Below are 20,956 nucleotides of genomic sequence, written 5' to 3' on the forward strand. Positions count from 1 at the left end.
TATAACAGTCTTCCAAACTGTTGAATTTGATAAAATACTGTTTTTGATGTTGAGAGTGGAAGTTTGAACTACCTTAATACAAGCCGTGATAAGGTTTAAAACTTAATTTGAAAATACACATAGTGAATCTATTTCATTTTTCGAATCTTGTTTTTGAATAACATGATACCATTTCCATTCTAATTTTTCATCTTCTTTCAAGTTTATTTTATTCTTTATTATATCCTCAAAAATAGTTATGAAAATAGCGTGTTTTTTTTGATAATGATGTTTTCGAAGTTGCATTTCAAAAGCATTTGCATTGAGAGGAATAGATTGTGGGTTTAATTCTGTAAATTTATTTTGACTTTTTAGTTTATAGAAAATATAAAACTTTTCATATTGAGATTGATGTTTTACAGGCTCTGCAAACATTCCAAAACGATGAAAAGGATACACATCTTTCAGAAAAATGAAAGGTAAAATAACTCCCATACAAACAAAGAAAAATAAAAACTTAGTCATAGTAGAATCCTGAATTACAAAATTTTTAATAAAAACATCTATTCTTATAATATTCTAAATAGAAAAGCAGATTTACATTAATTATTCATTAGCTGTTTTGGTAGCTGTATTTCAAAACTTGTTCCCTCTCCTATTTTACTTTCTACTGAAATTTTTCCGTTATGTTTTTCTATAATTCCGTAAGTAATCGACATTCCCAAACCTGTACCTTCTCCAACATTTTTAGTTGTATAAAAAGGCTCAAAAATTCGTTTTTTTACTTCTTCACTCATTCCAGAACCGTTGTCAGCTATTATCAAAGTAATGTAATTTTCATTATTTCTAGTTTTAATACTTAGAACAGGACTTCTATTGTTTTCTGTTTTTTGCTTTTGTTCGATGAGAGCTTGAATAGCATTATTACAAATATTCATCAAAACTTGATTGAGTTGCCCTGGATAACATTCTATTGGGTGTATAGAAAAATCTAATTCTCTATTGACTATAATTCCATTTTCTTTAATTTGATTTCTTAAAAGAATAAGTGTTGTTGAGATATGATCGTTGATATGAGTTTTTCTAATTTCTTCTTCATCTAATCTAGAAAAATTACGCAAACCTTTCACAATTTCGAAAGTACGCATCGCTCCAATCTGAATATCTTTTAATAAGGTTCGTGTTTCATCTATCAATTCATCGTATTCTTCATAAAACTCTTCACTAATATTTTCTTTACTTGTCCAAGATAAAAGCTCTTCTATATTAGTATGAAGGGCATCCATTCCAGCATAAACAAAATTGATTGGGTTGTTTATCTCGTGAGCAATCCCTGCTGTAAGTTGTCCTAGGCTTGCCATTTTTTCGGCTTGTGTAAGTTGTGCTTGTGTAGATTTTAGCTCTGTAATTGTTGTGGCTAATTGTTCATTTACCTCTCGTTCTCGTTCTAATGTATATTGTAATTTTGATTTTGCAGCAGCTAATCTTTCGTTGGTAATCTGCATCTCTTCAGCATATTTTCGGAGTTCTTTTTCAGATTCTGCAAGGTCTTCTACTTGTTTTAAAAGCTGTGCTTCTGTATATCTTAATCTTGTGCTTCTTTCTGCAATAAGTTCTTCAAGTCGTTCTCTTTGGTTCATCAATTCCTGATTCATAGCTAATAATTCTTCTTGATTTTCTTTAAAAGAATTATCTTGATCTTGAAGTGCATCATTTTGTTTATTAGCTTCTATAAGTAAATTTCTCAACAAATCTTCACTCTGACTAACCATTCGCATAGCCGTAGCTACAATTAAGAGATTCATACAGACTGCCATTACCCAAATAATAATCTTAAAAAAAGCAGCCGTAGAAGCAGGCATATAAACACTAAGTTCTGAAAAACCTTTCGGCAAAAATTCTATCCAACCCAAAATAGCTCCAAAAGCGAGTAAGAAAAAAAGTTGTAAACTTTGCTCCTGACTAGAAAAGAGCATAATAATAATAATACTAATTGGTAAAATAAAGGCTCTCATAGCAGGTTCTCTATCAAATACCAAAAAGAAAATAAAGTGAGAAATAATAATTTGAAAGACAAAAAATATTTTGGCTAAATCTACTTTATGAAATTTATTAAAAACTATAGGTAATATAAAGCCTAACATTGTTAGAGCAATATTTACTATTAGCTTAGATGTCCAAAATGTATTTAAAAAAAATAAGACAATTATTCCCCCTAAAAAAACACTGCACAAAGAAAGACAGACTAAGTTTATGAGCCTTATTCTTGCTGCTTCTTGTGTGTGCATGAGGTCTGTAACGCCCCAATGAATGCTATTTTGAATGTAATTAAATATAATTGACAGTTGATAATTGGTAAAATTAGTAATTTCATTTATTCTCTATTGCTATTGCCTCGTTATTCATTGCTTGTAAAGTCAATTTCAGTACTGTCTCCAATATTAAGACTTTGTACCAATCCTTTAAGAATAGAATCACTGCCTATAATAGATTTGTTGAGTGTTGCATGAGAAAGCTCAGAAAAAGAACCAATAATGCTATTTTGAATAATAGAATTTGAAATATGTGTATGGTCGCCAATTGCTACATTAGGTCCAATAATAGAATTTTCTAGCTTACATTGCTTTCCAAAACGAACAGGTTGAATAATAATACATTTTGGATAATCTGTCGAAACAGAAGTTTCAAAACCATGTCTTCTCAATAAACTAGCATTAGCTTCTAATAAAGTATCTTTCTTTCCACAATCAAACCAATTATCTACTTCCATAAAAGTAATTTTCTCTCCTTGATTGACCATTTCCATAAGAGCATCTGTCAAATGATATTCCCAAGAGCTATTTGCAGAAGCTGAATGACTCATAATTGTCTTTATGGCATCTAAAAGTAAGGGTATATTTGAAATTTTATATGCACCTACTAAAGCCAAATTAGATTTTGGAATGCGAGGCTTTTCAATGAGTTTTTTGATTATTCCATGTTTGTCGGGTTCTACAATTCCGAAAATACGTGGATTATCAACTTTTCTGACAGCTACAACACTATTTTTAATGTTAAAGAAATTAGAATAATTCATCTCTACAATTGTGTCTCCCAATACAATTAATAATTCTTTGTCGTCTTTAATAAAATCACGAGCTATCCAAAGTGCATGAGCCGAACCAATACGAGGCTCTTGTAAAACAAACTCTGCATTGATTCTATCTTTATAAGTATTTACTACATATTCTTCAATCTTGTTTCCTAAATAACCAATAACAAATAAAAAATCTCGTATTCCATTTTCATATAAATTATCAATAATATGTCCTAAAATAGGTTTTCCTGCTATCGGAACAAGGGGTTTGGGTTGAGTGTGAGTATGTGGACGCAAGCGTGTACCTGCTCCTGCTACGGGAATAATTGCTTTCATGGATATCAAAGAGGCTAAAAAAAACTGTAATAAAACTATTAAACTAAAATATGAAAATAATCTGAATAATACTGCAAAATACAATTCTTAGTTAAGATACTATCAAAATTTATAAATACTACTATGAGTTGATTTTTTTGCTTTTCAATCAATAAGCTCTAAAATAATCTAAAACTATTTGAATTAAACCGATGAGTTTGGTAATTTTATCGAAAACAACATACCAATACACTATACTAATTGAATTTAGACCTACTTAGGATTAATTTGTGTACTATTTCTAACAAATTAATTGGTGATTTGGACTAAATCATTAAAAAAATAAGTTATCAATTCGATTTCCTATCAAAAAAAATAAGATATTTGTCAGTAAGAAAAATATAATTTTGTTTTGAGTAAATTATTTAAAATAATTTAACATAAAAACGAAGTTATACAAAATAAATACAATTGTAACCAATGGAATAATAAAAATAAACTAATTATTTGATAATCAGTTAATTGTATTTATTTATTCTTTGAGGTATCTTTACAGTCAAATTCTAAAAACGTATAATTTTACGCAAAAATTTTTTCATTTATGCTAATAGGCAAATTATCTACTCAAAAAGAATTAAATAATAGTAGTATATCAACAAAAACAACTTCTGTTATCAAATTCTTTTTAGCTTCTGCATTCGTTTTTTGTACTGCTGATTTTTCAGTAGCACAAAATGGATTAAAATACGAACCCTACAACTTTACTATAAAAAATATAACCACTTCTAGTCTACTAAATGACGACAATCAAACAGTCCATACTAAAAAACAAGAAATAAATGCTTTAAACAATACTACTTTTTTAGAAACTACATTTCTAACAAACAACAAACCTTTTACAAATCAGACCTTTCATTATTATTCAAACTCTGATACTGTCAAATGGAATTCGCATCAACTAAAAGAATCGATGTTTGCGCCAGCAGGTGCGCCTCCTTCTGTCGAACGCTTAATTGTAGGAAGCCCTCTTACACCTTCTGATTCTAGTGATTTGCAAGACCAAAAACGCTTCTCTTATCATCTGTTGGCTGATTTTATTTCATATATTTCTGGTCAGCCTGTTGAATACCTCAATGAAATAGAAGAAATTGTGAGTGATGAAGCATTGATGGTAGATGCAGAATTATTTTTTGATCATCAAGACTCTACTATTGAATTTTTAGAAGGGCTAGATTTAGCTAGAAATTTCAGAAATGCCCTTTCTGATAAAGAGGTGGCTGCTCGTATGAAGGCAATTGAAAAAGAAGTTCCTTTCAATTATACACCTGAAGTAAGAAATTTTATTGAAAAATATGGTGTAAAGTATTATAATTACACAAATACTTTAATTGCAAAGTCAAACGAATATTTTCCACTTTTTGAGAAAATTTTGAAAGAACAAGGAATGCCTGAAGAACTAAAATATTTAGTTGTGGTAGAATCGGCTTTCAAAACACAAGTTCGTTCTCATGCAGGTGCTGTTGGTCTTTGGCAATTTATGCCACGTACAGGAAAAGTCTTTGGTCTGAATCAAAACTTTTATATTGATGAAAGAATGGACCCTACCTCTTCGACTATTGCAGCCTGTAAATATTTAAAATATTTGAATAATTTCTTTGATGGAGATTGGGAACTTGCCATTGCTGCTTACAACTGTGGACCTGGAAATGTACAGAAAGCAATGCGCCGTTCTGGCAAAAAAACTTTTTGGGAAATCTATAATTATTTACCAAGAGAAACTCGTGCCTATGTTCCTCTTTATACTACTTATGCTTATCTTTTCAATTATGCAGAAGACCATGGAATGGTAGTAGAAGAGCCTATTTATGCCATTGAATATGATACTGTTTTTGTTAGTCAGTATGTAAATTTGGATAAGTTAGCTGATGAACTTCGTATGTGTGCAACTGATTTAAAGGCAATGAATCCAGAAGCAAAAAAAGGAATAATTCCTCATTATGCGAGAGAACATCCAATCAGAATTCCTAAAAATAGAGCAGATTTCTTTTGGAAAGGTCAAGAAGAAATTTTAGTAGCTTGTCAGAATAAAAATTATACAAGTAGCCACTCAACAGCTTCTCATACAGCTTCTATAAGTAGTTATAAAACTACAAAAGTATCAAATACATCAACAGCACAGAGTTATACAGCTTCTGCAAGAACAACTACTCAAAAAACATATACTCCAAAATCTTCTGGTTCTAAATCATATCATACAGTAAGAAAAGGTGAAACACTTGGAGGAATTGCAGTAAAATATCATACTTCTATCTCTTCTCTTAGACGTTGGAATGGAATCTCAGGTTCAAGAATAAATATTGGACAAAAAATAGTTATGTATGGAGTAAAACAAAGCTCTACAAATAATTCTGCTGTAACAGCTTCAAATAAAACTTCTACCACTAAATCAACGGCTTCTAATTCAGGTAAGTCAAGTTCTTCTTATCATGTCGTAAAATATGGTGATACACTTTGGGGAATTGCAAATAATGCAGGAATTACGGTATCAAGACTAAAAGAACTAAATAATTTACGTTCTGACAAACTTAATATAGGACAGAAATTAAAAGTGATGTAAACAAGCAAAAAATACAATCACAAAAAACATCCTTCACTTATTATGATTATTCATACTAAGTGAAGGATGTTTTTTTATAAATTATTAAAAGTAAAGCCTATTTATTTCTATAAAAATAAAAGTATGTGTAGCTAGTACTTTTAATACAGTTGACAAAAAAAGTTTAGCAAAACTTAATTTAAGCTCTGCTAAACTTTTTTATATTTTCAGTTATTGAATACAAATAACTTTTTATTCTTGAACGATATCACCACGTAATGTTTCTAACAAAGCTACTAAATCATTAATAAGAGCTTGATCTGTAACACCATTCTTGGCTAATGATTTTCCAACATCTTCTATAAATGCATCCATTTCTGCATCAGTTGATTTTGAAACTAATCTATCATCATTTATGGCAGGATCATGAGCATCTTTCATGTTAAGACCTGTGTAAGAGCCTACTTCGCCTCCACTAGTAGCAACTACAAAAAAGTCAGTCAAGTTTTTACTAAGTGCAGCTAATCCACTTGTGTTTCCATCATTAAGTTCTGCTAAAAGAATTTGGAAATCTCCAGCTAATCTAGGGTCAGTAACAATAATAGGACCTGCTGAATCAACAACAGCACGTAAAGTAAGACGCCCCTTTTGAATCTGACCTCCATTCACTGGATCAGTTACCATCTCTGTACCACCTACTCTATCATACAGAGTTGGAGTATCTACTTGCTCATCGTCATCATCATCATCTTTACATGACGAAATAGAAAATGCTAAAAAGCCAACTAGCAATAACATAACTAGTTGATTAATTCTTGAATGAAATCTTAATAGGTTCATAATTTTTTTTTAAATTTAAAGTAATACAAAAAAATATATCAGAGTTATATCTTGATAAAATTTAATTTTGTGTGAAAAATAATTGAATTAAGAAGTGAAAACTATCTTGTAATTTTCTTTATAGCGCAAAAAGAGTATTAGTTGAAAATTAATGAAATACGTTTTTTACAAATTCTCCAAACTTATATGTAAAGCTAGATTTATCAAAAGCAGGACAACCTTTAGCTAGATCTTCTTCTGATACAATGTGACGTTTAGATTTGAGAGTAGTAAATTTAGTTACCTCTTCATGAACGGCTTCAGGAGTTTGTAATCCTTTTTGATAACCATAAGCAAACAAGCCAGCTTCATGATTAAAATGAGCACTTGTTATGCCTTTCATTGCTTGTACATGGTTCATAATACGTATAGCTTCAAGAGAATCTACACTTTTTTCAAAATCAATACGACTCAAAAAAATTTGTTCACTAGGTAGTGGTGCTTTAGGACGAGTAACAAGATAAATATGAACTACTAAAACTACCATCAATACACTAAAAATACTAGCTGTCCAAATGGCTATTTTCTTCAATCGCTTTATATTATTTTTTTGCATAAAAGAGGTTAAGTTATTTAAGCTGATTCATAGGTTATATTTCCTGATTATTTAAATATAGCTTAAAAACCTTTAAAAAAAATATATGTTTGGTGCAAACTTGTTAATGTAATCAATTTATATTGATTCTAAATAAAAAATATATGTTAAATTGTGTATTATTGTAGTTTTTCCAAATTATTCTATTTTAATAATAACATATTCTATTCTTCTATTTTGTATATGTTCTGATGAGCTACATTTTATATCATTTTTACATTGATTGATTAACTGACTTTCTCCAAATCCTCTTGCTTTTATCCTATCTTGTGCAATTCCTTGTTCTATCAAAAATTCTTTCAATGAGTTTGCTTGCCTTTGTGTAAGTTCAAGATTATACTCATCTTCTCCTCTAGAATCAGTATGGGCAGCAACTTCTATTTTTATACTTGGGTTTAGGCGCATCATATAAGCTAATCGTTTCAAAATAAGTGTAGACTCAGGCAAAACCTTGTCACTATTAGGTGAAAAATGAACACCAATTAGCTTTTTTACTACACCTATATTTATTTTTTCTAAAGGAATATCTCTTTTAATATTTCGCCTTTTATCTTCTTTAGCTATATCGGAGGGAAGTTTTTGGGTGTGTAAACGAATAGTATCCGTAGAAAAATAATGTCTATTATAAGCACGAATCAAAAAAGTAGTTTCAGGCTCTAAATAGACAAGTGTTTCTCCATCTTTTGTAGTGATTGTTACTTGCTCAGAGTTATTGCTCGTGTTTAGAATGCGTACATTTACACCATCAATAGGTTTACCTGTATCTTTATCAATGAAACGATACAACAATCTATATGTTAATATATTTGTCTGACTTTGTACAGGCTTAGCAAAAAGAAGTGTTGTAGAAAAACAAAAAAACAGTGATAAATAAAAAAAAGTTGTTTTCATATATATCTTTTCAAATCTATTTTAATTCAAATGTATCATTATCTAAATAAACGGCAAATTTCTTTCTATAGTCCTGCAAATCCATTGCCGAAACAGAATAAGATAAAATTTGTGTGTTTTCAAATTCTTTAGTAATAGAATTTAATTTTTCTCCTTTAGGAGTGTAAATAGCTGAATCTCCATTGTACTCAATTTCTTTTCCATCTTTTCCTATGCGATTTAAACCCACACAATAACAAGAGTTTTCGATAGCCCGAGCAGGCAAAAGGCTATTCCAAGCCAATTTACGAGCTGCAGGAAAGTTTGCTACATACAATAAAATATCATAGCCAGAAGTAGCTATTCCATTTTCATCAACCATTAAATCATTTCTAGAAAAAACAGGAAAACGCAAATCATAACAAATCTGTGGACAAATTTTCCATCCTTTATATTCAAAAATAGGTAATTGTTTACCTGCCGAAAATACTTTATGCTCACCTGCCATTCTGAAAAGATGCTTTTTATCGTAGGTTTGGAAGTCTCCATTTGGTTCTACAAAAAACAAACGATTATAAAATTTATTATTTTCTTCTATAATTATACTTCCAGTAATGGCAATATCATATTTCTTGGTTTGTTCTTTTAGCCAGTTGAGTGTACTACTTTGTTTAAAGTTTTCTGCTAAATCTATATTCATAGTAAAACCAGTAGTAAACATTTCAGGTAAAACTACAATATCTGTGTTATTTGTTCTGTCAAAATCCTCAATATTTGAGTTAGGAAGTTTTTGAGATTGATTATTTGTAAGTAAAGAAGAAAATATTTTTTCAAAATGCTTTTTATTTTGAATAGGATTTTCCCAAAACAAATTACCTTGTAGAAGGCTTATATAGAGTAAGGGTTTCATATCTTTTGTTTAATGATTGATAAAATTTTTTAAACTATTTTTTAAAGGATATTTTTTTGAACTCTTGGTAGAATATTTTTTTAACTAGAACACACATTATGAAAACTAAATTACTTGTATTATTTAATACACTCACCCTAATTTTTACAGTATTTCTAAATTATTTATCCAATACAGGTTTTTTTGGAGGCAAAACGATTGGAGAAATCAGCAAAAAATACGAAACGCTTTTTGTTCCTGCAAGTTATGCTTTTTCTATTTGGGGACTTATATTTTTGATGCTTTTTGCATTTGTAGGTTTTCAATGGTATGTCCTTTACAAATTTAAAGGTTCTGAAAGTGATTATGATAATTCTAATAATATTTTCATTAAAACGATTCATGAAACTAGTTTTTGGCTTATTGTAGCTAATCTCTGTAATGCTGCTTGGGTATATGTTTGGTTAAACGAATATGTTGCACTTTCTGTTATGGTTATGTTTTTTCTGTTGCTTTCGCTTATTCAACTTACCAAAAATTTACGTTTAGAAATTTGGGATGCTCCTGTCCGAATTATTGCCTTTGTGTGGTGGCCTATTGTTACCTATTTGGGCTGGATTATGGTGGCGTCTATTGCAAATGTGTCTTCATTTTTTGTAAGTATTGGCTGGCAAGGAGAACCTTTGTTTGCTTCTACTTGGACAGTTTTGATGATTATAGCTGCAACAGGTTTGTACTTGTTTTTAATTGCCAAAAGAAATTTGAGAGAAACTGCAATGGTTGGGGTTTGGGCACTGGGAGCTATTACTTACCATCAATGGAATCTTGAGCCTTCAATTGCTTATGTGGCTCTTATTAGTGCCATTATACTGTTTCTAGCTTCTAGTTATCATGGTTATCTAAATCAAAAAACATCTCCTTTCTTGAAATGGAAACGAGGAGAAATATAAACACTAAAAAAAATTAATAACACCAAACACACTAAAAATTATGAATCTAAAAGATATTATTCACAAAGTATCTCATCAAGGAGAACAAAAATGGGATATTCTCAAAACAAATCTCAAAACTCGTTTAGGATTAGATGAACCTGTCATGATTTTACCTTATCGCAGTTTTGGAAATACTCAAAAAGCCTTTTTTTGGGGTAGAGTATTGGAAGATGAAAAAATCAATGTAAAAGAAGATGATAAGTTTTGGGATAATATTCTCAATACATATAGAAGGTTAGAAAGTGATGAAATTCCAAATGTACGGCTTTCAGTAACTTATAAAGGAATTACAAAAGAAACTAAAACAGATGAAGAAGGGTATTTTTTTACGGAAATAGAATTGTCAGAACCTATCACACCCCATGAATCTATGTGGGAAAAAGTAGAATTCAAACTTTTAGAAAATGTAAGACCAAATCAAGGTGATGTTACTGCTTTAGGAGAAGTTCAAATTCATGATGATTTAAAAGAATTCGGAATCATTTCAGATATTGATGATACTGTTTTGCAAACACAAGCCACAAGCATGTTGGCTTCTGCAAAGCTCACTTTTTTAGGAAATGCACATCTTAGAAAACCATTTTTAGGAGTCGGAGAACTCTATGAAGCACTTGTAAAAGGAAGTGATGGTAATCAGCAAAATCCATTGTATTTTGTTTCTAGCAGTATGTGGAATTTGTACGATTTACTAACTGATTTTTTTGAAATAAGAAATCTTCCAAAAGCTCCTTTACTTTTGAGAGATTTAGGATTGGATGATAAAATGTTTTTCAAAGGCGACCATAGCCATAAAGAAGAAAAAATAAAACGTATTTTTAGTTATTATCCCAACCTAAAATTTATTTTGATAGGAGATAGTGGACAGCACGATGCCGAAATTTATTATAAAATGCTTCAAGAGTTTCCAGAACGAATAAAAGCAATTTATATTCGTGATGTAAGTGACAATGCTAGAGATGCAGAAGTAGACAAAATTGCTACCCAAGCAGAAAAAGAATTTAATGTTCCTTTTCAACTAATAGCTGATTCGGGTTTGGTAGCTTTGCATGCAGCCTCACAAGGATTTATTACAAAAGAATCTATTGAAAAAGTACAGCAAGCAAAAGAAGAAGATAAAAAAGCTCCTCTGACTTTGGAGGAAGCTGTTGTGAAAGGAGAGATTGAGGTGAAAAATTAAAACAAATAAAAGTCAGTAAGATAAAACAATTTCTTACTGACTTTTTTTATACTCTCAAAGATAAATGTATCTTGTATTTTCTAATTTCCAATCCCTAATTCCCAATCCCCAATTTCCCAAAAAATGAAATTTCCAAAGTCAGTAAACTATCCCCCACAAAAAAAAGCAAATGCAATAGCTAAAATTTTACAAGAATTATATCCAAATCCTGCTGTTCCATTAGACCACCAAGACGCTTATACTTTACTTATTTCAGTTTTGCTTTCTGCTCAATGTACTGACAAACGAGTAAATCAAGTTACGCCAATTTTATTTGAAGAAGCTGATACACCAAATAAAATGGTACAACTTACCACAGAACAAATAAAAAGTATCATTCGTCCTTGTGGGCTTTCAAACAATAAATCAAAGGCAATTCATAGATTATCAGAAATTTTATTAGAAAAATATAGTGGAGAAGTTCCTGATAAAATGGAGCTTTTGGAAGAATTACCAGGTGTAGGACACAAAACGGCTTCGGTTGTGGTTTCGCAATATTTTGGGCAGCCTGCTTTTCCTGTCGATACGCATATTCACAGACTGGCGTATCGTTGGGGACTTTCAAACGGAAAAAATGTAGTTCAAACAGAAAAAGATCTGAAAGCACTTTTTCCTAAGAAAAACTGGAATGAATTACATATTCAAATTATTTATTTTGGTAGAGAATATTGTCCTGCAAGAAGTCATAATCCATTGGAATGTCCGATTTGTAGTCAATATGGAAATATAGAATATCTTGATAAATATTTGGAAGAACAAGAAATGAAAGGGAAGTAGATTTCAATAAAATGTACTTATATCTATCAAATCTATATTTATAAAATTAGGAGATAAATGGTCAAAATCTTTATCCGTTGTTAGCAAAGTAGCTTTGAGTACAATAGCTGATGCTGCTATCCATAAGTCATTTTTGCCCATGTTTCTTGCACTCATTCCAATAGGAAGAGGGTTGTTTTTCAATTTTCCTTGACTATACGCATCAATAGTTCCATAATTTTGCACAACATCGATAGAAGTAGATTTGACAAGATTAAATCCTTTCAAAAGATTTTTGAGTAAAATTAATCTTTTTTGTCCCCATTGATTTTGCTTAGAAATTGAATCTATCTCCCCCAAAGTAATATGAGTATAGAAAAATGTATTATCAGTATTGGAAAAGTAATTTTCATCAAAGAACTCTGCGAAAATTCTACTCTTTACAAGTAAAATAAGAATATTTGTATCTAAAATGTAATTCATGGAGTAAGCATATTTAAAAGTTCTTCTATTGTTTGTTCATCATCATCTTCCAAAGCACCAAAAGAAGTTTTAGCTAATTCTCTATCTGTTTTTTGTTCTGAAATTTCTATACTTTTATCTGCTTTTTCATATTCATCATAGCTCATAATCATAGAAGAATCATCTAATTCTAAACTTTCATACAACAAAGAAGTATCAGAATCAATAAATTCTTCTTTTTCAGAATTTTCTTCTTCTATTTCTTGATATAAAATACCTAATCGATTTGCCAAAGCTATCAATAATTTTATATCTTGTTCCTCATTCGATTTAAAAACAATAGTTCGCATAATCTTATTATTAACACTATACAGAGATACTTTTTAGATAAATTATTTATTGAAGGTATTAAAAACTCACTTTAAAAACAAAAATATGAATCAAAAAGCAGACTGGAAAGTCATTGAGGAATTAGGTACTGAATCAAATACTATCAAATTTGAAGATATTACCTACAAAAAATCAAACGGAGTGGCTCGTATTGCCTTCAACCGTCCAGAAGTCAGAAATGCCTTTCGTCCACAAACAGTAACCGAATTATACAGAGCTTTTTTAGATGCTAGAGAAGATACTTCTATCGGAGTAGTTTTGCTTTCTTCAGAAGGTCCTTCACCAAAAGATGGAGTTTATTCATTTTGTAGTGGTGGCGACCAGCGTACACGAGGACATCAAGGCTATGTAGGCGAAGATGGAATGCCAAGACTTAATATTTTGGAAGTTCAGCGTCTTATGCGTTTTATGCCAAAGGCTGTTATTGCTGTTGTGAATGGTTGGGCTGTTGGTGGTGGACATAGTTTGCATGTCGTTTGTGATTTGACTTTGGCAAGTAAAGAACATGCTATTTTCAAACAAACCGATGCCGATGTAACCAGTTTTGATGGTGGTTATGGTTCTGCGTATTTGGCTAAAATGGTCGGACAAAAAAGAGCGAGAGAAATTTTCTTTTTGGGTCGTAATTATTCGGCACAAGAAGCCTACGAAATGGGAATGGTAAATGCTGTTATTCCTCACGAAGAATTAGAAGACACAGCGTATGAGTGGGCGCAAGAAATTTTAGAAAAATCGCCTACGTCTATCAAAATGCTCAAATTTGCTTTCAATTTAACCGACGACGGAATGGTCGGACAACAAGTTTTTGCAGGAGAAGCAACACGCCTAGCCTACATGACTGATGAAGCAAAAGAAGGAAGAAACGCCTTTTTAGAGAAAAGAAAACCAGACTTTAAAGATATTAAATGGATTCCTTAATTTTCAGTTACCAGTAATCAGTTATTAGTAACCAGTTGAAAAAATTTAGAATTCTGAATGTAGAGTTTAGAATTCTAAATTTTTTCGTAATTCGTAATTTTTAATTCGTAATTGATTGAACCAAGACTACTATAAAAATTATTATCACCTAGAACGAAATCATTGGTGGTTTGTGGTACGTTTAGAAATATTAAAACAAGAACTTCAAAAAATAGCTGTTTTAGAGAAAAAATCTAAACGAAAAATATTAAACATAGGAATTGCAACAGGAAAAACATCTGAAATGCTTTCTCAATTTGGAGAAGTAACTTCAGTAGAATATGATGCTGTTTGTGCCGAATTTGTACGACAAAAATTAAATATTGAAGTTATTGAAGGTTCGATTTTAGAATTATCTTTTGAAGAGAATAGTTTTGACTGGGTTTGTGCTTTTGATGTTATCGAACATGTAAAAGATGACAAAAAAGCAATTTCAGAAATGAATAGAGTTTGCAGAAATAAAGGTAAAGTTTGTATAACTGTCCCTGCGTTTCAAAGCCTTTGGAGTCATCACGATGAAATAAACCAACATTTTAAAAGATATAAAATGAATGAAATTTTAAATTTATTTGATTTGCAAAGTGAAAATATAGATAATACTTCTTCTTTCAAGATTCTTCGAAAAACTTATTTTAATTCTTTTTTATTCGTTCCTATTTGGCTTTTCAGAAAACTAAACTTTCTGATTCCTCAGCAGTTTATTCGAAAAGGTTCAGGTTCTGATTTTGAGATTTATAAAGAAAACCGTTTTTTAGATTCAATTTTGAAAGGAATTTTTAGAGCAGAAAAAAAAATACTCCAAAAGAATATTTCATTTTCCTTCGGAGTTTCTTTGTTGTTTTTTATTGAAAAGCAAAAATATAGAGATTAAAAATAGTATTCAAAAACTACTTTTTCAAACTTCCTTTCAAAACATCAATATTCCATTCATTTTCCTTCGCAATTTCTTGTAAAACTTCCATTTTCCAAGAGTTGGTAACAATTTCTATTCCATGCCAAAGAACATCATTTTTGTTTTTATTGGAAAGAATAAGCGATTGAACATTTAATCCTTTGTAGTCTGTAAGTGCATCACGCAGATTAGTAAAGATAATTTCTCGTTGATGAAGTATTCTCTGATGCTGTTTTTTCTCTTGATAATACTCTTCTTTTTCTTCTGCTCGTTTGTCTAATTCTCTAAAAAAACGATTTTTTCTATCTGATAAATCTATTTTTGAAAGCTCAAAAAACTCATCGGCACGTTTCTTAAAATGATGAGAAGAACCACGCAGAGTTTCCCATTCCTCTAATTTTTGAGGTGGCTTTACGACAAGTTCTGCCAAACGATTATTTGAAATTACTCTATAATGAGGACGATTTACATTTTTCGCTATTGCATCTCTAAGATTCCAATACATAGCGAAGCGAACAGTATTTTCTTCTGGAAATTTGTATTTAATAGCTGCTTTTAGAGCTGTAGCAGTATTTTTATTTTCCAAATTATTTCCATTATCTACACTTTTGTCTGTATTTTCCCTTCCAATTTCTTCTAATTTCTCTCTCTCTTCATCATACCATTTCCATCTATCTAATTTTTGAAGCTCTTTTTTTAGAATTTCAAAGAGTTCGAACAAATAAATTACATCAGTAGCTGCATAAATAAGTTGTGACTTTGAAAGAGGACGCTTTGCCCAGTCTGAAATCTGTTCTTGCTTTTCTAATTCAATGCCTAACTTTTCTTCTACAAGACTTTGAAGACCAATATCGTTACTAGACTTGAGCAAAAAACGATACATAAGAGCTGTATCCTGAATATTTTTGATAGAACAATTATAGACATCTCCTATCACAATCAAATCAGAAGAAGAGCTATGAAACAACTTTTCAACATTTGGATTTTCTAAAACAGAAAGTAAAGGCTTTATATTTCCTTCTAATTTGACAGTATCAATCAAATAAATTTTGTCTTTGTCATAAATCTGAACCAAGCACAAATGCCTACCATAATAATTATTATTATCATCGAATTCGGTGTCAATGGCAATTTGAGAACATTTTTCCCACTTTTGCGCCACTTTTTCTAGCTCTTCGATAGTTTTGATATAAATTGGATTGGGGATTTTTGGAGAACTTTTTTTTGCACCTAATTGATTACGTTGTAAATCACTTAATAAATCGCCTAATGAGTTGGTTGAATTTTTTGACATCTTTCTGTATGAACATAATAAACCCTAAGGGTTTTTGAAGAGATCCTTAGGGTTTAAAAATAAATAATATTATAATTTTGATAATTCTTGGAAAAGCTCTTTCTCTCTTGGAGATAAATTTTGAGGAAGCTCAACTTCAATTTTGATATATAAATCTCCAAACTGACCAGCTTGGTTATAAACTGGCATCCCTTTTCCTTTAATGCGAAATACTTTTCCGTTGGCAGTTTCGGCAGCAATAGGAAATAAGATTTTGCCTTTCATTGTCGGAACAGAAATCTTTCCTCCCAACATAGCCTCATACAAAGAAACTTTTGCTGTTGTATGCAAATCGTTTTCTTCTCTTGTAAAATCTTTATTTTCATCTATCTCAACAACTACTACAATATCTTCATCTTTTTCCCCCTTTGCTCCTAGTTTTAGTTTCTGACCATCAGCAATTCCTTCCTTTAGTTTTAAGCGAATACGATTTTTATTTACTGTAATTACTCGTGTAGTTCCTGCGTATGCTTCCTCTAAAGAAATACTTGTTTTGATTTCTTTTTCTTTGGGTTTTCTTTTTATTCCTGTTGTCTCTTTTTCGTTTTTAAAGATAGTTTCTCTTCCCAAATCAACCACATTTTTGAAAGCTTCACTCATGCGCTCTCTTGTGAAAAGGTCTTTAAACTCAAAGTCTTTTTCTTGTGTTTTTTGGTATGCACTTTTTGCTTTATCAGCAAATTTGCTATAGCTTCCCCAATTTTTGCCCATCAAATCATATTGCGCCCTTTTTGTTGGGTCACTCAAAATATCATGAGCTTCATTGAGATCTTTAAATCTTTTTTCAGCCAAAATATCATTTGGATTACGATCAGGATGATATTTTTTAGCAAGTTCTCTATATTTTTTTTTTATTTCTTCGGCACTTGCATTTTTTCGAAGACCAAGAATTTTATAATAATCTTTGTATTGCATGGTATGTATTATGTTGCTTGTGAGGACACAAGCAACGGCTATATTTTTATTTTTATGATAGACATCTTACCGTTTTTGGGTATTCGATTTCTGCCATTATTGATGTTTCACCAACGACAATTAATCTTTACCAGTCTGGCTTTCCTGTTTTACGTGGTTTCTTGCCTTTGCGTTGTTGTTGCTGTAAATATTGTGCTTCATTTTGCTTCATAGCATCCAAAATCTGTTCAGCTTTTTCTTGTGAAATATCCATATCTTTCAGTTTATCAGCAGCAGACTTTTGTTGTTGAGCTTGTTTTTGAGCATCTTTTTCTTCTTTACTTTGGTCTTGCTCTCTGTTTTCTTGTCCGTCTTGCTCATCCTGATTTTGGTCTTCTTCACTTTTTTGTTCGTCTTGTTCTTGCTGTTCTTGTTCTTCCTTTTGGTCTTCGCTTTTATCCTTTTGTTCTTGCTCCTGTTTTTGCATTTCAATTTCTAAAAGACGTTTCAAGAGTTCATAATCAAAACGAGCTTCTTCATTATACTCATCAGCACGAAGAGCATTTTTAAAATTAACTAAAGCATCTTCATAAATTTTCTTCTTGTCTTTGGGTTTGGTTTTTTCCGAACCTGCACGTTTTGCCTTCAAAATTCCTACTTGAAGGTTTGCAATGCTGCGTACTTTATCATTCTTGCTATTTACAGCTTGTGAATAATAGGTCAGAGCTGAAGAAATAGCAGACGTATCTTGCTGCTCAAAATAAGCATGTGCCAAATTAAGAGTAACTATTGGTTCTTCTAATTTCCAAATATTATTCATATAAAGAAGTTCTGAGGCTGCTTCTTTATAGTTTTTATCTTCGTATAACTGAGTAGCTTTTTTCTTTGCGCTATTGGTTTGGAATATATATACAGGATTCCACCACTCTTGACCAAGCGAAAGACCTAAAAAAGCGACTATCCAAACGAGTTTTTGCATGATTTTTTAATGAATGATTTCTGATTAACTAAACACAATTATTTTTTAATTTGCTTTGCAATTTCTTCTACAAATTCTTTTGATACTTTAGCATACTTTGCTATTTTTTCATAGGCTAATCCATCTTTGAGCATTTCCATAATGGACTCTACTGCTCTTTTTAGTTCTCCTTTAAGTTCTCCCTTTTCTTCCCCTTGTTTATAACGAACATCATCTTCAATATTATAAGTTAGTGCCATAGCTGTTATATGTTTAATAATTTGAGGTTGTAATTTTCTTAATTTAGATAAAACTTCTAACTGTATAACGGTCTTTTTTTGAATAGAGTTTTCAATTGGAAGGTCTTTTATCTTTTGAAGAATACTTTTAATGATAGTATCTGAATCTGTTTTTCCAAAATCTGCCAAAATAGCCAAAATAACCTCTTCTGGTTTATTAGAATTTAGGAATAATTCATAACTAAAATCCTGCATATTAATCACATCAAAACGAAAAGATAAATTTTTAGCTTCAATAATTTGTTTCATTTTGGCTTTTCCTGTTCCAATGAAAAAGACATACTGATGAACATCTAATTTATGTTTTCTATACAGAATAGCATAATATTCATTCATACGATGAGCCATATCTTTCTCATCAACAGTTTGAAATTCTATATGAAGGATAAAATCTTTTATTTTCTCCTTTTGTGATTTATCTGCAATCACCTTTTTCAAAAAATCAGGCTTTCGCTCTAAAGTAGTTTGTAAATCATTCGGAATTTCTCGTAAATTCTTAGGATTGATATTCAATAGCTTTTCAGCAAAAGGGATAATCAATTCTTCGATATTTTCCTTAAAGATTTTATCGTATTCCTGTGATTGATAACTCTGTTTTACGACCTCTTTTTTCTTCATTAAAAATAGAATTTAAACCCTAAGGCTCTTCGAAGACCCTTAGGGTTTAGAAATAAATTAATCCATAATAAATGGATAATCTTCTTGTTTATAAATATCTGTAAATGCTTCTTTTGCATCTGGGAAATCAGATTCTTCTGCAAATTTTACAGAGGCTTCTACTCTTTCCTTGATGTCTGCATCAATTTTATCCAAATCTTCTTGTGAAGCATATTTTTTTTCCAAAATAACATCTTTCACTTGCTCTATTGGGTCTTTTTTACGGTATTCGTTTACTTCTTCACGAGTACGATACTTTGCAGGGTCAGACATAGAGTGTCCTTTATAACGATATGTTCTGAACTCCAAAAGAGTAGGTCCTTCACCACTTCTAGCACGATCAGCAGCTCTTGCAACCGCTTCGTGAACAGCTTCCACACTCATTGCATCAACAGCTTCAGAAGGCATATCATACGATTCTCCAAGAGTTGATAAATCAATTACATTTGAAGTTCTGCTTACAGAAGTTCCCATAGCATAACCATTGTTTTCAATCACAAAAATGACAGGAATTTTCCAAAGCATTGCCATATTAAAGGCTTCATGAATTGCTCCTTGACGAACTGCACCATCACCCATATAACATATACAAAGGTTTCCAGTCTCGTTGTACATTTCTGCAAAACCAATTCCTGCACCGAGTGGAACTTGCGCTCCAACAATTCCATGTCCACCCATAAAATTGACCTCTTTGTCAAACATGTGCATCGAACCACCTTTTCCTTTTGAGCAACCAGTTTCTTTACCAAAAAGCTCTGCCATCACTGCATTTGGCGAAGTTCCCAAACCAAGTGGATGAGCATGGTCACGGTAAGCTGTTATCCATTTATCATCTTTTGTAAGTGCCGAAACTGCGCCAGCTACACAGGCTTCTTGTCCAATATACAAGTGACAAAAACCTCTGATTTTTTGCTGTCCGTAAAGCTGTCCTGCTTTTTCTTCAAATTTACGCATAAGCTGCATATCTTCGTACCATTTCATATAAACCTCTTTTGAAAAAGAAGATTCCTTTTTTGCAGGAGTTTTAGCAGTTGTTTTTTTTGCTGTTGCTTTACGAACTGGCTTTTTGGCTGTCGTTTTGGTTGTATTTTTTGCGTCGCTCATAATTATAAATTTATATAGAAGTTGGCGTTTGTGCTTTTTTGTGTCTATTTAGAATATTTTTTGCTAAAATCTAATTTAAATTGAATATAGATTTTATAGTAAGGCAAGTTACCAATTTTTTCAGAAAAACGATAATTTTGAATTCGTGGAATCATTTATTTAATAATTTTTCCATCTATTAATTGCTGAATATCTTTTGCTAATTTTTTATTATAATTTAAAAACATCAAATAATTCATCAAAAAACCAAGACTGAAAAAGATAGGTAGAAAGATGAAGAATCCAATAGAATCATAATAACTACTCATAAATGACCAGATAGCTGGTAGGCAACTTACACACACTAAGATAATAAATAAAATCATTCCTGTTTTGAAGTTATGATTTGGAAGAATCGTTACTCCTACAACTGTTTCTAATGGATTATTTGAGTTTTCTTCAACTATTCCATAAGCTGTGGGAGGATGGTCTTTGTTTCCTCTTGAACGTCTTCCAATTTCAAAACTATCTCCTTCTATTTTTCCATGATACGTCAAAGGAGGTCTGTCAAAAATAGATTTTCTTTTAGGCTCTGAACTAATTTTACTTTCTATTCTCTGTATTACCTTTTGAGGAGAAAGTGAGGTTTGATAAACTACCTCTTTGGTTGGAAGTAAAGAATCTAAGAATTTCATAAGTGAATTGGTTTTTCAAAAGAAATGTTTTATAGAGCTTATTTGGCTGTTGGTATCGCTTCGCTAAAACAGTAACAACGGCATTGAATATTTTATAGAGTTTTTGCTAGAAGTCTTCGGTGAGACGCAAATAAAGGAAAGTTGAAATAGCTTTTGATAATTTAATCAATAAT

The 20,956-nt window shown here is 31.1% G+C and carries 21 protein-coding genes; 6 read left to right on the forward strand and 15 right to left on the reverse strand.

All coding sequences use genetic code 11. The annotated features are described in order from the left end of the window. Window positions 1-102: 102 nt before the first annotated feature. From V9L05_RS11770 to V9L05_RS11780, 3 genes are all read right to left on the reverse strand, one after another. Window positions 103-504, reverse strand: coding sequence for a hypothetical protein (locus tag V9L05_RS11770; protein WP_338812067.1), 402 nt, complete (start codon window positions 502-504; stop codon window positions 103-105). Between the two features lie 77 nt (window positions 505-581). Further along, the gene (locus V9L05_RS11775; RefSeq protein ID WP_338812068.1) at window positions 582-2,267 is read right to left on the reverse strand and encodes an ATP-binding protein; all 1,686 of its coding nucleotides are present in this window, start codon (window positions 2,265-2,267) and stop codon (window positions 582-584) included. 110 nt (window positions 2,268-2,377) lie between these two features. Then, window positions 2,378-3,391: a sugar phosphate nucleotidyltransferase gene (locus V9L05_RS11780; protein WP_338793057.1), complete on the reverse strand. Its 1,014-nt coding sequence runs from the start codon at window positions 3,389-3,391 to the stop codon at window positions 2,378-2,380. 580 nt (window positions 3,392-3,971) lie between these two features. On the opposite strand from V9L05_RS11780, the gene V9L05_RS11785 reads away from it, so the two are divergent. Beyond that, complete coding sequence (locus V9L05_RS11785; protein ID WP_338812069.1) at window positions 3,972-5,987, forward strand: LysM peptidoglycan-binding domain-containing protein; 2,016 nt, start codon at window positions 3,972-3,974, stop codon at window positions 5,985-5,987. Window positions 5,988-6,218: 231 nt separating this feature from the next. On the opposite strand, the gene V9L05_RS11790 is transcribed toward V9L05_RS11785, so the two are convergent. The 4 genes from V9L05_RS11790 to V9L05_RS11805 form a co-directional block, all read right to left on the reverse strand. Next, on the reverse strand, window positions 6,219-6,764 hold the full coding sequence (locus tag V9L05_RS11790) for a hypothetical protein (protein WP_338812070.1): 546 nt from the start codon (window positions 6,762-6,764) through the stop codon (window positions 6,219-6,221). A gap of 190 nt (window positions 6,765-6,954) precedes the next feature. Continuing rightward, the gene (locus tag V9L05_RS11795; RefSeq protein WP_338793054.1) at window positions 6,955-7,401 is read right to left on the reverse strand and encodes a hypothetical protein; all 447 of its coding nucleotides are present in this window, start codon (window positions 7,399-7,401) and stop codon (window positions 6,955-6,957) included. Window positions 7,402-7,578: 177 nt separating this feature from the next. Continuing rightward, window positions 7,579-8,331: an OmpA family protein gene (locus V9L05_RS11800; protein ID WP_338812071.1), complete on the reverse strand. Its 753-nt coding sequence runs from the start codon at window positions 8,329-8,331 to the stop codon at window positions 7,579-7,581. Between the two features lie 16 nt (window positions 8,332-8,347). Further along, window positions 8,348-9,220 carry a nitrilase family protein gene (locus V9L05_RS11805; protein WP_338812073.1) on the reverse strand — a complete coding sequence of 291 codons (873 nt, stop codon included), beginning with the start codon at window positions 9,218-9,220 and terminating at the stop codon, window positions 8,348-8,350. A gap of 98 nt (window positions 9,221-9,318) precedes the next feature. Here V9L05_RS11805 and V9L05_RS11810 point away from each other — a divergent pair, with 98 nt between their 5' ends. From V9L05_RS11810 to nth, 3 genes are all read left to right on the forward strand, one after another. Then, entirely contained in the window at window positions 9,319-10,149 is an 831-nt protein-coding gene (locus tag V9L05_RS11810; RefSeq protein WP_338812074.1) for a hypothetical protein, read from the forward strand. Between the two features lie 40 nt (window positions 10,150-10,189). Next, window positions 10,190-11,368, forward strand: a complete 1,179-nt coding sequence (locus tag V9L05_RS11815) for a phosphatase domain-containing protein (protein WP_338812075.1) — start codon at window positions 10,190-10,192, stop codon at window positions 11,366-11,368. A 123-nt stretch (window positions 11,369-11,491) separates the two neighbouring features. Continuing rightward, a complete protein-coding gene (gene nth / locus V9L05_RS11820) occupies window positions 11,492-12,184 on the forward strand; it encodes an endonuclease III (protein ID WP_338812076.1) in 693 nt (230 codons plus the stop codon). Window positions 12,185-12,187: 3 nt separating this feature from the next. On the opposite strand, the gene V9L05_RS11825 is transcribed toward nth, so the two are convergent. Continuing rightward, window positions 12,188-12,646 carry a PIN domain-containing protein gene (locus V9L05_RS11825; RefSeq protein ID WP_338793048.1) on the reverse strand — a complete coding sequence of 153 codons (459 nt, stop codon included), beginning with the start codon at window positions 12,644-12,646 and terminating at the stop codon, window positions 12,188-12,190. Continuing rightward, window positions 12,643-12,975, reverse strand: coding sequence for a hypothetical protein (locus tag V9L05_RS11830; RefSeq protein ID WP_338793047.1), 333 nt, complete (start codon window positions 12,973-12,975; stop codon window positions 12,643-12,645). Before V9L05_RS11830 ends, V9L05_RS11825 begins: the two co-directional genes overlap by 4 nt. Before the next feature lie 85 nt (window positions 12,976-13,060). Between V9L05_RS11830 and V9L05_RS11835 the strand changes: the two genes are divergently transcribed. Then, window positions 13,061-13,933, forward strand: coding sequence for a 1,4-dihydroxy-2-naphthoyl-CoA synthase (locus V9L05_RS11835; RefSeq protein WP_338812079.1), 873 nt, complete (start codon window positions 13,061-13,063; stop codon window positions 13,931-13,933). A gap of 115 nt (window positions 13,934-14,048) precedes the next feature. Beyond that, on the forward strand, window positions 14,049-14,843 hold the full coding sequence (locus tag V9L05_RS11840) for a class I SAM-dependent methyltransferase (protein ID WP_338812080.1): 795 nt from the start codon (window positions 14,049-14,051) through the stop codon (window positions 14,841-14,843). A gap of 16 nt (window positions 14,844-14,859) precedes the next feature. On the opposite strand, the gene V9L05_RS11845 is transcribed toward V9L05_RS11840, so the two are convergent. From V9L05_RS11845 to V9L05_RS11870, 6 genes are all read right to left on the reverse strand, one after another. Continuing rightward, window positions 14,860-16,158, reverse strand: coding sequence for a ribonuclease D (locus V9L05_RS11845; protein ID WP_338812081.1), 1,299 nt, complete (start codon window positions 16,156-16,158; stop codon window positions 14,860-14,862). Window positions 16,159-16,227: 69 nt separating this feature from the next. Beyond that, a complete protein-coding gene (locus tag V9L05_RS11850) occupies window positions 16,228-17,112 on the reverse strand; it encodes a DnaJ C-terminal domain-containing protein (RefSeq protein ID WP_338793043.1) in 885 nt (294 codons plus the stop codon). Window positions 17,113-17,239: 127 nt separating this feature from the next. Continuing rightward, window positions 17,240-18,070, reverse strand: coding sequence for a hypothetical protein (locus V9L05_RS11855; RefSeq protein ID WP_338812082.1), 831 nt, complete (start codon window positions 18,068-18,070; stop codon window positions 17,240-17,242). A 38-nt stretch (window positions 18,071-18,108) separates the two neighbouring features. Next, a complete protein-coding gene (locus tag V9L05_RS11860; protein WP_338812083.1) occupies window positions 18,109-18,966 on the reverse strand; it encodes a hypothetical protein in 858 nt (285 codons plus the stop codon). Window positions 18,967-19,023: 57 nt separating this feature from the next. Further along, window positions 19,024-20,109 (reverse strand): pyruvate dehydrogenase (acetyl-transferring) E1 component subunit alpha, encoded by a 1,086-nt coding sequence (gene pdhA / locus V9L05_RS11865; RefSeq protein ID WP_338812085.1) that lies wholly within the window; start codon window positions 20,107-20,109, stop codon window positions 19,024-19,026. 155 nt (window positions 20,110-20,264) lie between these two features. Next, window positions 20,265-20,783, reverse strand: a complete 519-nt coding sequence (locus tag V9L05_RS11870; RefSeq protein ID WP_338812087.1) for a hypothetical protein — start codon at window positions 20,781-20,783, stop codon at window positions 20,265-20,267. Window positions 20,784-20,956 lie beyond the last annotated feature (173 nt).

The sequence above is a fragment of the Bernardetia sp. Wsw4-3y2 genome, assembly GCF_037126295.1.
GTDB lineage: Bacteria > Bacteroidota > Bacteroidia > Cytophagales > Bernardetiaceae > Bernardetia.